This window comes from Micromonospora sp. D93 (genome assembly GCF_018070365.1).
GTDB classification, from domain to species: Bacteria; Actinomycetota; Actinomycetes; order Mycobacteriales; family Micromonosporaceae; genus Micromonospora; species Micromonospora ureilytica.
This window is the reverse complement of the sequence record NZ_JAGPXW010000032.1, coordinates 1-14,447: the sequence shown is the minus strand read 5'-3', so window position 1 is coordinate 14,447 and position 14,447 is coordinate 1. Positions and strand designations below refer to the sequence as shown.

Below are 14,447 nucleotides of genomic sequence, written 5' to 3'. Positions count from 1 at the left end.
GGCGGCGCGGTACTAACCTCGGATCGGCGCGAGAGGAGATTGCCGCGATGCCGGAGCCCCAGCCGGAAGCACGGCCGGCCGACGGGAGCACCCCGGGCACGGAGCCGGAGCAGGACCCGGCGGTCGCCGACGAGCCGACCTCCCCACCCGTACCCTCGGACCAGCCGGAACCCTCGGACCAGCAGGACCCCCCGGACCAGCCGGAACCCACCGCCACCGCGGAGGTCCCGGCGCCCAGGTGGAGCGGCTCGGCGCCGGTGCCGCCGCCGCTGCCACGCCGGTCCTCCTGGGGCGAGTCGGCCGAGCCGACCCCTCCCCCGCCGGTCCCCGTCGGGCCGCCGGAGCACCAGACGCCTGTCGACCCGTGGGCCGGCGTGGACACCGGCGGCTGGGACCTGCCCTCCGCCGAACTGCCCCCGCTGCCGCCGACGATGTCGTACCCGACGCCGCCGGACACCCGGCAGTGGTCCGGGCCGCCAGCTTCCCCGGCCGGGCCACACCCCGTGCCGCCGCCGGCTGCCCCGAGCGCACCGCGGGCCGTCGGGCCCATGGTGCCGGCCCGACCGGTGTCGCCACCCGCGCCGCAGAAGGCGCCGAAAGTGCCGAAGCAGCGCCGGGGCCGGCGATCGACAGCGCCACCGCCGACGCCACCGCCCGGTTGGCAGGCCCCCAAGGGGTACGTGCCGGTCCCGGTCCGCCGGCGACGTCGCTGGCCGTGGCTGCTGCTCCTCACGCTGGCCTGCTGCTGTGGCTGCCCCGCCTACTACGGGTTCCCGATCTCGGCCCAGTACCCGGCGCGCGCGGCACTGCCCGTCCAGGTGGACGACCTCAGCCTGCGGCAGGACAACCGCAGCACGGAGACCGCCCAGACGTTGGAGAACGAGGTACGCAAGGAGCACTGGCTGGCCGAGGACACGTTCGCCGGCGTCTACTCAACGACGAGCGGCAAACTGGTGACCGTCTTCGGGGGCACCGGCTTCCGGCTGAGTCCGGAGTCGGACGCGGAAGCCGAGATCAGTCGGCTCACCGCGCGGTTCGCGCTGGACGCTCCGGAGAGCGTGGACACCGGTGTGCGGGGCAGGCACGAACGATGCGCGGTGGGTAGCGCCGACGGCAGTGCCGTGGTGGTCTGCACGTCGGTCGACCACGGCAGCATCGCCACCGGCGTGTTCACCCGGCTCTCGGTGGCCGACAGTGCCGACCTGCTGGCCACCCTGCGCGCCCAGATCGTCCAGCCCGAGCGGGGCTGAGCCGCACCCCGCGCGGTCGGCCCGCGCGGCACGTGCACTGCCGGCGGCAGCCGGGGTCAGGCGTCGCCTGTCGAGTCCGAGTGGGCGCGCGGCGGGGCGTAGCGGGCCACGTACTCCTGGCCGGTGAGCTTCTGGATCTCACTCATCAGCTCGTCGGTCATCTGCCGCAGTGAGGTGCGGTCGTCCGGTCGGCCGGTGAAGTCCAGCGGCTTGCCGAATCGAACCGTGATCTTGGCAGTGCCCGGCCGGGGCACCCGGGCACCGATCGGCTGCGCCTTGTCCGTGCCGATCATGCCGACCGGAATGATCGGTACGCCGGCCGAGATCGCCAGCCGAGCCGCGCCGGTCCGCCCCCGGTAGAGCTTGCCGTCCGGAGAGCGGGTGCCCTCCGGGTAGACCACCACCAGGTCACCGCCCTTGAGCGCCGGGATCGCCGCGTCGAACGCGGACAGCGCCGCCCGGCCACCGGCCCGCTCGACCGGGATCGCGCCCAGGCCGGTGAGGACGAACTTGGAGAACGCGCCCTTCGCGCCGGCGCCCGTGAAGTACTCCGACTTGGCCCAGAACGCCAGGTGCCGGGGCACGACCGTGCCGAGGAACAGCTCGTCGGCCACCGAGAGGTGGTTACCGGCGAAGACCGCGCCACCGGTCTCCGGCACGTGTTCCAGCCCTTCCACGGTCGGGCGGAACGCCAACCGCAGCGCGGGCGCCACGGTCAGCTTGCCGATGGTGTAGAGCAGGGGCACTGGTCCTCCGGCAGATCAGGTGCGAACAGGCGGTGTCACGGTAGCGGACGCCTCCACACCTCTCCGACGGAGGTGGGAGGCGCCCGCAACCGGGCGATGGTCCGTTATACCCGGCGTACGACCACAGTTACCCGCTCACCATCGCCGACCTCGCCAGCGAACCCCTCCAGGCCCTCAACGGCGGAGCCGTCCGGGCCCTCGACGGCGGAGCCGTCCGGACTTTCGGCGAAGTCCACCGAGTCGGCCAGCACCTCCGCGGAGACGAAGTCGACGTACGCGGCCACCGCCGCGCGTACCTCGTCGGACGCCGACACCGACACCACGATCCGGTCCGAGACGTCCAGGTCGGCGTCCCGGCGGGCCTGCTGCACCACCCGCACCACGTCGCGGGCCAGCCCCTCGGCGGCCAACTCCGGGGTGACGTCGGTGTCCAACACCACCACGCCCTCGCCGCCGGGCAGCGGCGCGGAGTGCTCGGCGTCGGCGGCGACCAGGCGCAGCTCGTACTCACCCTCGGCGAGGGTGACGCCGGCGGCCACCGGGGCGCCGTCGACCAGCTCCCACTCGCCCGCCTTGACCGCCTTGATCACCTGCTGCACCTGCTTGCCGACCCGCGGGCCGAGCGCCCGGGGCACCACAGTCAACACCTGCTCGCAGTACGCGGACAGCTCCGCGCTGAACTCCACGGTCTTCACGTTGACCTCGTCGGCGACCAGGTCGGCGAACGGCCGCAGCTGCTCCGCGACCGGCGAGGCCACGGTCAGCTTGGACAGCGGCAGTCGCACCCGCAGCCCCTTGGCCTTGCGCAGCGACAGCGCCGCCGAGGCGACCGCCCGCACGTTGTCCATCGCGGCGACCAGGTCGTGGTCGGCTGGGAACTCGCTCGCCTCCGGCCAGTCGGTCAGGTGCACCGAACGCTCCCCGGTCAGGCCACGCCAGATCTCCTCCGCGGTCAGCGGCGCGAGCGGCGCCACCACCCGGCAGAGCGTCTCCAGCACCGTCGACAGCGTGTCGAAGGCGTCGGCGTCGCCGGACCAGAACCGGTCCCGGGACCGGCGCACGTACCAGTTGGTCAGCGCGTCGAGGTAGGACCGGATGGTGCCGCAGGCACCGGAGATGTCGTACGCGTCCATCTGCGCGCCGACAGTCGACACCAGCTCGTTCGTCTTCGCCAGCACGTACCTGTCGAGCAGGGTGCCGGCGGCGGCTTCGCCGTCGCCGATCGGCTCCGCGTCGGTCTTCCGCTTTGCCCGGTACCCGTCGGCGTTGGCGTAGAGCGTGAAGAAGTACCACACGTTCCACAGCGGCAGCAGCACCTGCCGAACGGCGTCGCGGATGCCCGACTCGGTGACCGCCATGTCCCCACCGCGCAGCACCGGCGAGGACATCAGCATCCACCGCATCGCGTCCGAGCCGTACGAGTCGAAGGCGTGGTAGACGTCCGGGTAGTTGCGCAGGCTCTTGGACATCTTGCGCCCGTCCGACCCGAGCAGGATGCCGTGGCTCAGGCAGTTGCGGAACGCCGGCCTGTCGAACAGCGCGGTGGCCAGCACGTGCATCGTGTAGAACCAGCCGCGGGTCTGCCCGATGTACTCGACGATGAAGTCACCCGGGTAGTGGTGCTCGAACCAGTCCGCGTTCTCGAACGGGTAGTGCACCTGGGCGAACGGCATCGACCCGGACTCGAACCAGCAGTCCAGCACCTCCGGCACCCGACGCATCATCGACGCACCCGTAGGGTCGTCCGGGTTGGGGCGGACCAGGTCGTCCACCGCCGGCCGGTGCAGGTCGGTCAGGCGTACGCCGAAGTCCCGCTCGATGTCAGCCAGCGAGCCGTAGACGTCCAGCCGGGGGTAGTTCGGGTCGTCGGACTTCCACGCCGGGATCGGCGAGCCCCAGAACCGGTTCCGACTGATCGACCAGTCCCGGGCGTTGGCCAGCCACTTGCCGAACGAACCGTCCTTGATGTGGCCGGGCGTCCAGTTGATCTCCTGGTTCAGCTCGACCATCCGGTCCCGGAACTGGGTCACCGCGACGAACCACGAGGACACCGCCTTGTAGACCAGCGGGGTGTCGCAGCGCCAGCAGTGCGGGTACGAGTGGGTGTAGGTGTCCTGCTTGAGCACCACCCCCCGGTCCTTCAGCTCCCGGATCACCGGCTTGTTGACGTCGAAGACCTGCTCACCCTGGTACGGCGGGACCAGCGCGGTGAACCGGGTGTGGTCGTCGACAGTGACGATGGTGGGGATGCCGGCGGCGTTGCAGACGTTCTGGTCGTCCTCACCGAAGGCCGGGGCCAGGTGGACGATCCCGGTGCCGTCCTCGGTGGTGACGAACTCCGCGCCGAGCACCTGGTAGGCGTTCTCCCCGGCCTGCTCGACGAGGAAGTCGAACAGCGGCGTGTAGCGGCGCCCGACCAGGTCCCGGCCGTACACGGTACCGACCTGCTCGTAGCCGTCCAGCTCCTTGGCGTACGCGGCCAGCCGCGCCGCGCCGACGACGTGACGCTGACCCTCGCGCTCCAGCACCGCGTACTCGATGTCGGGGCCGACGGCGAGCGCCAGGTTCGACGGCAGGGTCCACGGCGTGGTGGTCCAGACGCCCAGCTTGACCGGCCCGCGCACCAGCTCCGGCGCGGACTCGTCGGCGGTCAGCTCGAACCACACCGACAGGGTGGGGTCGTGCCGGTCCCGGTAGACGTCGTCCATCCGGGTCTCGGTGTTCGACAGCGGGGTCTCGCAGCGCCAGCAGTACGCGAGCACCCGGAAGCCCTCGTAGATCAGACCCTTGTCGTGCAGGGTCTTGAAGGCCCACATGACGCTTTCCATGTAGTCCAGGTCGAGGGTCTTGTAGTCGTTGCTGAAGTCGACCCAGCGGGCCTGCCGGTTGATGTACCGCTCCCAGTCCTGGGTGAACTCCAGCACCGAGGTACGGCAGGCCTCGTTGAACCGGGCCACGCCCAGGTCGATGATCTCCGCCTTGCTGGTGATGCCGAGCTGCTTCTCGGCCACCACCTCGGCGGGCAGGCCGTGGCAGTCCCAGCCGAAGCGCCGCTCGACGTGCCGGCCGCGCATGGTCTGGTAGCGCGGCACCACGTCCTTGACGTAGCCGGTGAAGAGGTGACCGTAGTGCGGCAGGCCGTTGGCGAAGGGCGGGCCGTCGTAGAAGACGTATTCGTTCTTGCCGTCGTCGCCGGCCGGACGGGCCTCGACCGACGCCTCGAAGGTCTTGTCGGCCGTCCAGTGCTCCAGCACCCGGCGCTCGACCGCGGGCAGGTCCGGGCTCGCCGGCACACCGGCGGCGGTCGGGTCGTGCAACGGGTAGGCCATCGGGGGTCGCTCTCCTCATGCAGCTCACGCAACGTGGTCTGCGAGGACGAGCTTTCCGGGGTACGCCTGGAACGGCGCTCCCGGGTGGCCCGCGGTACCACCCCGCTTGGCGGTCAGGATCGACCGCCCGCTCATTTGCCGGCTGTGACGGGCCGCACCCGTCCGGTTCTACTGGGCCGGTCACCCGGCTGTTCTTCCGGAGGCTCACCGGTGATAGCCGGGTCAAAGCCTTACGGTCCCAAACGATACAAGACCCGCTCCCCCTCCCGCCCGTTCCCCGCCCCTCTCCCCACCCCGGCGGTTTCGGCGACATGAGCGGGCTCACACACCCGGTTGTCACGACCAAACCGGCCCACCCGTCGTACGGGTGTCGGACCGATCAGGAGGTAGTCGTGCAACGGATGAACGCGGCCGAGGTCGCACCGCAGGCGTACAAGGCCGTCATGGGGTTGGAGAAGTACGTCCAGACGAACGTCGACCGCACAGTGCTGGAGCTGGTGAAGCTACGGGCGTCGATGATCAACGGGTGCGCGTACTGCGTGGACATGCACAGCCGGGACGCGCTCGCCGACGGCGAGTCGAGCCGGCGGCTGTTCGCGGTCGCCACCTGGCGGGAGGCGCCCTTCTTCGACGAGCGGGAGCGGGCCGCGCTGGCCCTCACCGACGCGGTCACCCGGCTCGGTGAGCACGGGGTGCCGGACGACGTGTGGGACGACGCCGCGAAGGTCTGGTCGGAGAAGGAACTGGCCGACCTCGTCATCGCGATTGCCACAATCAACGTGTGGAATCGGATCGGGGTGACGATGCGGCTGGAGCCTCCGACCCAGGCGTGACCACCGAGGCGGCAGCAGAGGCGGCCGGTGCGCTCGAGGCGCACCGGCCGATGCTGCTTGGGCTCGCGTACCGCCTGCTCGGCAGCCGGCACGACGCGGAGGACGTGCTCCAGGAGTCGTACCTGCGCTGGGTGGGTGTGGACCGGGCCCGGGTCGAGGAGCCGCGCCGGTACCTGTCCCGGGTGGTCACCCGGTTGGCAGTGGACCGGCTGCGCGCCCGGCAGGCGGCCCGCGAGACGTACGTCGGGACGTGGTTGCCCGAACCGGTGCCGACCGCGCCGTCGCCGTTCGGGCCACTGGACCGGGTGGAGCTACGCGACTCGCTCTCCACCGCGTTGCTGCACGTGCTGGAGCGGCTCACCCCGCCGGAGCGAGCGGTGTACGTCCTGCACACGGCCTTCGACGTGCCGTACGCGGAGATCGCCGAGATCCTGGACCGGTCCGCCGCCGACTGCCGCCAGCTGTACCACCGGGCGACCGCGCGGGTACGGCAGGAGCAGCGCCGGTTCACCGCCAGTCGCCCGGAGCGGGAGCGGCTGCTGGACGCGTTCCTCGCGGCCGCCCGCGACGGTGACCTGGCGACGCTCACTGACCTGGTGGCCGCCGACGCCACAGCGTGGAACGACGGTGGCGGTCGGGCGCGGGCCGCCCTCAACCCGGTCACCGGCGCGGACCGGATCGCCAGGTTCTACGCCGGGGTCTACGGCCCGCGTCACCGGACGATCATGGATCCGGTCGAGCTCAACGGGGAACCCGCGATGCTGATCACCCGCGCGGACGGCAGTCGGTACACGCTGACCATCGCCGCGGCCGACGGACGGATCACCGGGATCTACGTGGTCGGCAACCCGGCGAAGGTGCCGGCGATCGACTGAACCGGGGCGTCGTCGGTCGGCCCCCGGGCCGGTGGACGTCAGCCCAGCTCGGGGAACCAGAGCGCGATCTCGCGCTTGGCGCTGTCCGTCGAGTCGGACGCGTGCACCAGGTTCTCCCGGTTGGACAGCGACAGGTCACCCCGGATGGTGCCGGCGGCTGCCTTGCGCCCGTCGGTGGCGCCGACCAGCCCGCGGACCACGTCGATGACCTGGTCGCCGGAGAGCACCAGGGCGACCAGTGGGCCGCCGGTCATGAAGTCCTTCAGCGGCGGGTAGAACGCCTTGTCGACGTGCTCGGCGTAGTGCTCGTCGGCGAGCGCGGCGTCCATCGTCCGGTGCACCATCGCGTCGATCCGCAGCCCCTTGCGCTCGAAGCGGGAGAGGACCTCGCCGACCAGGCCGCGGCGAACCGCGTCGGGCTTGATCAGAACGAGGCTGCGCTCATCCGGGCTGTTGCTGGACACGCTGGGTTCCTCCTGTACGCACTGAACGCTTGGGATCGGTACGGTCAGCCTAGCGACCCGGTCCCGGCGCCGGCGCGGCGGCCGGTCTTTCCCCCGGTGGCCGATCCGGCCTAGCCTGGCCCTGACCCCCGGGAGGTCCACTGTGGCGAATGGCGGGAACCGACCCATCGCGCCGGTACGCAAGCTGATCGGCACGGTGCTGGGCACCGTGGCCACGTTCATCGTCCTGTTCGGGCTGGGCATGACCAGTTGGGCCATCGTGGCTCTCGGGGTCGCCCTGCTGGTGCTGGCGATCGCGCTGGCGACCTTACGCGGCGGCGGTCGCACGTGGGTCGTCGGTGTCGGGCACGTGCACAGCGCCTCCGAACCACCCACCCAGTACGCTTTCGGCCGCTGCGAACTGCAACTGGTGATCGACGCCCCTGGTCTGCCGCCGCGGTCCAAGAAAATCATCGAGCCGAGGGTGCCGGTCTCCAAGTGGCCGTCGCTGGGCCAGACCCTGCCGATCCGGGTCGCATTGGACGACCAGCGGCACGTCAAGGTCCTCTGGGACGAGGTGCCGACCCATGCCGAGACCGCCGCCGCCGTCGCCGATCTCCCGCCCGAGTTCGCCGACGCGGAGGCGATGGACGAGCTGCTGATCCAGCAGGACGCGCCACCCTGGGCCGACCGTGCGCCGGACGACGACTTCCGCGACGACTTCCGCGACCCGGTCGGTGACCCGTTCCGGGACCCGCTCGGTGACCCTCTGCGCACCGACCCCCGGCGTGACGACCTCCGGCGTGACGACCCGGTCGTCGTGCCCGAGGAGCGCCAGCCCGTGGTGATGCACCAGAGCCCGGGTGGCCCGATGGTGCTGGAGGGCGTCGTCGTCGAACCGCAGGCCGGTGGGCTGCCCCGACGGGCAACCACTCCCGCGCCGCGCCCGCCCGTCGAGGAGCGCTTCGACGAGCCCACCGCCGACCGGTCCGACGCTCCGGAGGCGGACGGCCCGACCACCCCGTCCTCGGACGACTTCGTCGACCCGCCCAGCGCGCAGCGCTCCGACCCACCGCCCACGCAGCGGTCCGGCCCGGGTTTGGCCGACCCGCTGGACCCCCTCGACCTTCCGCTGGACGACCCTGCACCGGCCGGGGCGGCCCGCACGACAGTGACCAACGAGGAACTGGACCGGGCGATCTTCGGGTTCGACGGCGGCTCGGCCGCGCCGATCAGCGGGGTGGGTCTCACCCTGCTGGTCACCGACCTGCCGCGGTCGCTCGGCTTCTACCGCGACGTGCTCGGCTTCAGCGAGGTCGACCAGGGTGCCCACAACGCCGTCCTCGCCTCCGGGGCGACCCGGATCGTCCTGCGCGAGGTGAGCGGCGCAGCGCCCATCAGCCGCCGACTGGTGCACGTCAACCTCGAGGTGAACGACATCGAGGCGGCGTACGAGCGGTTGCGCGAGTCGGGCGTCCGCTTCACGTACGCGCCCCGCGTGGTCAACCGGGGCACCAAGCTGGAGGGGTGGGCGGCGGCCTTCCGCGACCCGGACGGCCACGGCGTCGCGCTCACCCAGTGGCGCGAACGCGCCGACGCCTGACCCGGCCCGTTCGCGCCGGGGGTGCCACCGGCCGGGTCAGGCGTCAGCCGAGGATGACGCGGCGAACGTGCAACGCGTACGCCCAGACCAGGGCGAAGATGATGCCCAGCCCGAGCAGCGACCAGTGCAGCAGACCGCCCAGCAACAACAGGCCCTGGAGCACGGTGCCGGCGTTCCAGGCCCAGGGGCGGCGCATCATGCCGGCGAGCACCACGGCGGCCACCGCCAGTGCCACGACCGCACCGATCGCGGCGCCGCCGAGGTCACCGCGGACCACCCGGATCGGCTGGATCGCCAGCAGGAGCACCAGCGCCTCCAGGCTGAGCGTGCCAGCGCCGAGACCGCGTACCGCCCGCTCCGGGTTGCGCAACCCGGAGCGCCGCGGCTGCCCGGTCGTGGGCTCCTCCCCCACCGGCTGCTCGGCCGGCGGGCCGGTCGGGTCCTCGGTGGTGTGCGGGTCCCGCTCCGGGCTGGTCATCGCTTCAGCAGCCTGCGCGCGTCGGCGACCGTCACCACGGAACCCGTGATCAGCACCCCGACGCCGCTCAGCTCACCTGGGACGTCCTCCTCGGCCATCGCCACCGCCAACTCGATGGCGTCCGGCATCTCCTCCGCCGAGGCCACCCGCTCCTCGCCGAAGATCTCGGCGGTCAGCGCGGTGAGTTCGTCCGTCGGCATCGACCGTGGCGAGCTGTTGCGGGTGACCACCACCTGGTCGACCACCGGCTCCAGCAGCTCCAGCATCGCTTCCGCGTCCTTGTCGGCGAGTACGCCGATCACGGCCACCAGCTTGCTGAACGCGAACTCCTCCTGGAGCGCGGTGACGGTGGCCTTCATGCCGTGCGGGTTGTGCGCACCGTCCAGCAGGATGGTCGGGGCGTTCCGGACCCGCTCCAGCCGACCCGGGGAGCTGGTCGAGGCGAAGCCCTCCCGGACCGCCTCGATGTCCAGCTGACGTCGGGCCCCCGCACCCAGGAACGCCTCCACGGCGGCGAGCGCCACCGCCGCGTTCTGCGCCTGATGGGCGCCGTGCAGCGGGATGAAGATGTCGTCGTACACGCCGCCCAGGCCCTGGAGGGTGAGCACCTGCCCGCCGACTGCGACCGCCCGACCCAGTACGCCGAACTCGCCGCCCTCCCGGGCGATGGTGGCTCCGACCTCGGCGCAGCGTTCGAGGATGGGACCAGCGGCCTCCTCCTCCTGCGCTGCCGCGATCACGGTGGCGCCCGGGTGGATGATGCCGGCCTTGGCCAGCGCGATGTCCTGAAGCGTGTCGCCGAGCCACTCGGTGTGGTCCAGCCCGATCGGGGTGATCACACAGACCCCGGCCTGGAGAACGTTTGTGGCGTCCTCGGCACCGCCGAGGCCGACCTCGACCACAGCGATGTCGACAGGCGCGTCGGCGAACGTGGCGAACGCCAACGCGGTGGTCATGTCGAAGTACGTCAGCGGCTCGTCCGACCGTGCGTCGACCAGCTCGGCCAGCGGTTTGATCTCGCGGTACACCGAAGTGAACCGCTCCTCGCTGACCGGCTCCCCGTCCAGGCTGATCCGCTCCCGGACGGTCTCCAGGTGCGGGCTGGTGTACCGCCCGGTGTGCAGTCCGTGCGACCGCAGCAGCGAGTCGATCATCCGCGCGGTGGAGGTCTTGCCGTTGGTGCCGGTCAGGTGGATCGCGGGGTACGCCCGCTGTGGGCTGCCGAGCAGGTCGAGCAGCGACTCGATCCGGTCCAGCTCGAAGACCATGCGGGTGAAGCCGCGGGCGTTCAGCTCGGCTTCGACGGCGGCGAAATCGGTACGGTCGGTCACGAGGGCAGTGTCTCCAGAGCAGCGTCGATCCGGACCAGGTCGGCCTCGGCGGTGGCGAGCCGGTCGCGGATCTTCGCGACCACCGGCTCGGGGGCCTTGCCGATGAAGGCAGGGTTGTCGAGCTTCGCCCGGGCCTGCGCGACCTCCTTCTCGGCGGCTGCGCGGTCCTTCGTCAGCCGGGCCCGCTCGGCGGCCACGTCGATCGACCCCCGGGTGTCCAACGCGACACCGACCGCGCCGGGCATGGCCAGCGTGGCGCTGGCCTGGAAGTCGTCACCGGCCGGGTCCAGCCGGACCAGCGAACGGATCAGCGGTTCGTGGGCCGCGATACCCGCGCCGGACAGCCCGTCCAGGCGGGCAGCCACCCGCTGCGTCGGGCGCAGCCCCTGGTCGGAACGGAACCGCCGGATCTCGGTGACCACCCGCTGCACGCCGACCAGCTCGGCCTCGGCGGCGTCGTCGATCAGCGACCGGTCGGCCACCGGCCAGGCGGCGGCCTGCACCGTCTCGCCGCCGGTCAGCGCGAGCCACAACTCCTCGGTGACGAACGGGATGACCGGGTGCAGCAGCCGCAGCAGCTGGTCGAGCACGTGCCCGAGCACCCGGCGGCTGGCCTCCGCGCGCTCACCGCCCTCGGCGAGCACCGGCTTGCTCAGCTCGACGTACCAGTCGCAGACGTCGTCCCAGGCGAAGTGGTACAGCAGGTCACACACCTTGGCGAACTCGTACGCCTCGAACTGCTCGTCGACCTCGGCGGTGACGTGCGCCAACCGGGACAGGATCCACCGGTCGACGGTGGAGAGCTGCTCGGTGGGAGGCAGGTCGCCAGTGGTGTGCGCGCCGTTCATCAGGGCGAACCGGGTGGCGTTCCAGAGCTTGTTGCAGAAGTTGCGCGAGCCCTGGCACCACTCCTCGCTGACCGGGACGTCCTGGCCGGGGTTCGCGCCCCGCGCCAGGGTGAACCGGGTGGCGTCGGCGCCGTACCTGTCGATCCAGTCCAGCGGGTCGACCACGTTGCCGAACGACTTCGACATCTTCTTGCCGAACTGGTCGCGCACCATGCCGTGCAACGCGACCACGTCGAAGGGCGGCCGGCCGTCCATCGCGTAGAGGCCGAACATCATCATCCGGGCGACCCAGAAGAACAGGATGTCGTACCCGGTGACCAGCACGCTGGTCGGGTAGAACTTCGCCAGGTCCGGGGTCTGCTCGGGCCAGCCCAGGGTGGAGAACGGCCACAGACCGCTGGAGAACCAGGTGTCCAGGACGTCCTCGTCCTGGTGCCAGCCCTCGCCGGTCGGCGGCGCCTCGTCGGGGCCGACGCAGACAATCTCACCCGCCGGGCCGTACCAGACCGGGATGCGGTGCCCCCACCACAGCTGGCGGGAGATGCACCAGTCGTGCATGTTGTCGACCCAGGCGAAGTAGCGCTTGGCCAACTCGGCCGGCTCGATGCGGACCCGACCGTCGCGCACCGCGTCACCCGCGGCCTGGGCCAGCGGGGCGGTGTTGACGAACCACTGCAGCGACAGCCGCGGCTCGACAGTGGTCTTGCAGCGCGAGCAGTGCCCGACCGCGTGCACGTACGGGCGCTTCTCGGCGACGATCAGGCCCTGCTCCCGCAGCGCCGCCACGATCGCGGGCCGCGCCTCGAACCGGTCCAACCCCTCGAACGGGCCGGGCACGGTGATCACACCGCGCTCGTCCATCACGGTGAGCGCGGGCAGGTCGTGCCGCTGGCCGATCTCGAAGTCGTTCGGGTCGTGGGCGGGCGTCACCTTGACCATGCCGGTGCCGAACGACGGGTCGACGTGCGCGTCGGCGACGATCGGGATCCGGCGGCCGGTCAGCGGCAGCTCGACCTCCGTGCCGATCAGGTGCTGGTAGCGCTCGTCGTCGGGGTGCACCGCCACCGCGGTGTCGCCGAGCATCGTCTCGGCACGGGTGGTGGCCACCACGACCTCGTCGCTGTAGCGGATCGAGATCAGCTCGCCGTCGTCGTCGGTGTGCTCGACCTCGATGTCGGAGAGCGCAGTGAGGCAGCGCGGACACCAGTTGATGATCCGGTTGGCCCGGTAGATGAGGCCGTCGTCGAAGAGCTTCTTGAAGATCGTCTGGACGGCGCGGGTCAGCCCCGCGTCCATCGTGAAGCGCTCGCGGTCCCAGTCGACGGAGTCGCCGAGGCGGCGCATCTGGCCGAGGATGGCGCCGCCGGACTCGGCCTTCCACTGCCAGACCCGCTCGACGAACTTCTCCCGGCCGAGATCGTGCCGGGAAAGACCCTCGGCGGCGAGCTGGCGCTCGACCAGGTTCTGGGTGGCGATGCCGGCGTGGTCCATGCCCGGCAGCCACAGCGCCTCGAAGCCCTGCATCCGCTTACGTCGGGTCAACGCGTCCATCAACGTGTGCTCGAACGCGTGGCCCATGTGCAGCGAGCCGGTGACGTTCGGCGGCGGGATGACGATGGTGAAGGGGGGCTTGTCGCTGTCGGCGGAGGCCCGGAAGTGCCCGCCGGCTACCCACTGCTCGTACCGTCGCTGCTCTACCTCACCGGGCTGGTACTGGCCGGCAAGGGTCGGGGCGTCGGGGCGTCGGGCATCCAGTCTCTCGGTCACCGGACAAGTCTACGGAGGGCTTCCGCAGACCTGACGTGCGCCACCTGCCGTTCGCGTACGGTGTCGGCTATGTCCGACGCACATCTCACCGAGCGGTCGCGCGACGGCGGCCGCGAGCCGGTCGAGCTGACCGAAGAGCCGATCCAGCTGAGCACCCGGGACCCCGGAGGCGACCCCGACGAGGGGTCCGCCGGCTGGTCACGCCGCCGCAAGATCGGTTGGACGGCCGCACTGGTGGTCGGCCTGGCCGGCGCCGCGGTGCTCGGTGTCGGTGGGTGGCGGGTAGCACAGCAGAAGGACACCCAACTGACCTCACCCGATCGGGTGGCGGGTCTGACCCGCGACGACAGCGAGCGGGCGAAGAGCACCGCCGACTATCTGCGCAGCGGTCTGGCGGCGAACATCGAACTGGACCGCAGTTTCGGGACGGTCTACCGCGACCCGGCCGACGACAAACGCTCGGTGCTCATCTTCGGGGGCACCACCCTGCTCTGGCAGCCGGAACGGGACCTGGCCAGCCTCTTCCGCCTGATGTCGGACGAGACCGGTGCGGTGAACGGCCTGCGGGAGCTGCCCGCGGGCGATCTCGGCGGGGTGCTGAAGTGCGGCAACACCAGCGGCGAGGGCGGGGACTTCGCGGTGTGCGGCTGGGCCGACCACGGCAGCGTGGTGATGGCGATGTTCCCGGGTCGGTCGGTCAGCGACGCGGGCGGCCTCCTGCGCAACCTCCGCGACGGCATGCAGGCCCGGGACTGACACGCCGGATCCCCCGGGCAACGCAGAAAAGGCCACCCCGAAAGGGGGTGGCCTTTTCTGAAAGATTGTCCGGCGGCGTCCTACTCTCCCACACCCTCACGAGTGCAGTACCATCGGCGCTGGAGGGCTTAGCTTCCGGGTTCGGAATGTAACCGGGCGTTTCCCCTCCGCCATGACCGCCGTAACTC

Annotated in this window: 11 protein-coding genes and 1 rRNA gene; 5 read left to right on the top strand and 7 right to left on the bottom strand. The window is 71.3% G+C overall.

From position 1 onward, the window contains the following. Positions 1–47: 47 nt before the first annotated feature. Positions 48–1,250, top strand: a complete 1,203-nt coding sequence (locus KBX71_RS34015; RefSeq protein ID WP_247684223.1) for a hypothetical protein — start codon at positions 48–50, stop codon at positions 1,248–1,250. A gap of 56 nt (positions 1,251–1,306) precedes the next feature. On the opposite strand, the gene KBX71_RS27620 is transcribed toward KBX71_RS34015, so the two are convergent. Both KBX71_RS27620 and ileS read right to left on the bottom strand, forming a co-directional pair. Next, the gene (locus KBX71_RS27620; RefSeq protein ID WP_124823372.1) at positions 1,307–1,996 is read right to left on the bottom strand and encodes a 1-acyl-sn-glycerol-3-phosphate acyltransferase; all 690 of its coding nucleotides are present in this window, start codon (positions 1,994–1,996) and stop codon (positions 1,307–1,309) included. A 104-nt stretch (positions 1,997–2,100) separates the two neighbouring features. After that, positions 2,101–5,325, bottom strand: coding sequence for an isoleucine--tRNA ligase (ileS, locus tag KBX71_RS27615; RefSeq protein WP_210820733.1), 3,225 nt, complete (start codon positions 5,323–5,325; stop codon positions 2,101–2,103). A 401-nt stretch (positions 5,326–5,726) separates the two neighbouring features. Between ileS and KBX71_RS27610 the strand changes: the two genes are divergently transcribed. Together KBX71_RS27610 and sigJ are read left to right on the top strand one after the other, a co-directional pair. Continuing rightward, on the top strand, positions 5,727–6,158 hold the full coding sequence (locus tag KBX71_RS27610; protein WP_247684228.1) for a carboxymuconolactone decarboxylase family protein: 432 nt from the start codon (positions 5,727–5,729) through the stop codon (positions 6,156–6,158). Beyond that, complete coding sequence (gene sigJ / locus KBX71_RS27605) at positions 6,155–7,033, top strand: RNA polymerase sigma factor SigJ (protein WP_210820729.1); 879 nt, start codon at positions 6,155–6,157, stop codon at positions 7,031–7,033. The genes KBX71_RS27610 and sigJ overlap by 4 nt, the downstream gene beginning before the upstream one ends. A gap of 38 nt (positions 7,034–7,071) precedes the next feature. Here sigJ and ndk read toward each other — a convergent pair whose 3' ends face one another. After that, a complete protein-coding gene (gene ndk, locus KBX71_RS27600; protein ID WP_091409968.1) occupies positions 7,072–7,497 on the bottom strand; it encodes a nucleoside-diphosphate kinase in 426 nt (141 codons plus the stop codon). A gap of 142 nt (positions 7,498–7,639) precedes the next feature. Between ndk and KBX71_RS27595 the strand changes: the two genes are divergently transcribed. Continuing rightward, on the top strand, positions 7,640–9,079 hold the full coding sequence (locus KBX71_RS27595) for a VOC family protein (protein ID WP_210820728.1): 1,440 nt from the start codon (positions 7,640–7,642) through the stop codon (positions 9,077–9,079). 43 nt (positions 9,080–9,122) lie between these two features. Here the strand turns inward: KBX71_RS27595 and KBX71_RS27590 are convergent, their stop codons facing one another. Genes KBX71_RS27590 through KBX71_RS27580 form a run of 3 tightly spaced genes read right to left on the bottom strand, consistent with a single transcriptional unit; the run spans position 9,123 to position 13,503 of the window. Next, positions 9,123–9,557: a DUF4233 domain-containing protein gene (locus tag KBX71_RS27590; RefSeq protein ID WP_210820726.1), complete on the bottom strand. Its 435-nt coding sequence runs from the start codon at positions 9,555–9,557 to the stop codon at positions 9,123–9,125. Continuing rightward, positions 9,554–10,888: a folylpolyglutamate synthase/dihydrofolate synthase family protein gene (locus tag KBX71_RS27585; protein ID WP_210820724.1), complete on the bottom strand. Its 1,335-nt coding sequence runs from the start codon at positions 10,886–10,888 to the stop codon at positions 9,554–9,556. Before KBX71_RS27585 ends, KBX71_RS27590 begins: the two co-directional genes overlap by 4 nt. Beyond that, entirely contained in the window at positions 10,885–13,503 is a 2,619-nt protein-coding gene (locus KBX71_RS27580) for a valine--tRNA ligase (RefSeq protein WP_210820723.1), read from the bottom strand. The genes KBX71_RS27585 and KBX71_RS27580 overlap by 4 nt, the downstream gene beginning before the upstream one ends. A 69-nt stretch (positions 13,504–13,572) precedes the next feature. Between KBX71_RS27580 and KBX71_RS27575 the strand changes: the two genes are divergently transcribed. Continuing rightward, the gene (locus tag KBX71_RS27575; protein WP_210820715.1) at positions 13,573–14,259 is read left to right on the top strand and encodes a hypothetical protein; all 687 of its coding nucleotides are present in this window, start codon (positions 13,573–13,575) and stop codon (positions 14,257–14,259) included. A gap of 67 nt (positions 14,260–14,326) precedes the next feature. Here the strand turns inward: KBX71_RS27575 and rrf are convergent. Then, positions 14,327–14,443: ribosomal RNA gene (gene rrf, locus KBX71_RS27570) — 5S ribosomal RNA — on the bottom strand. Positions 14,444–14,447: the final 4 nt, after the last annotated feature.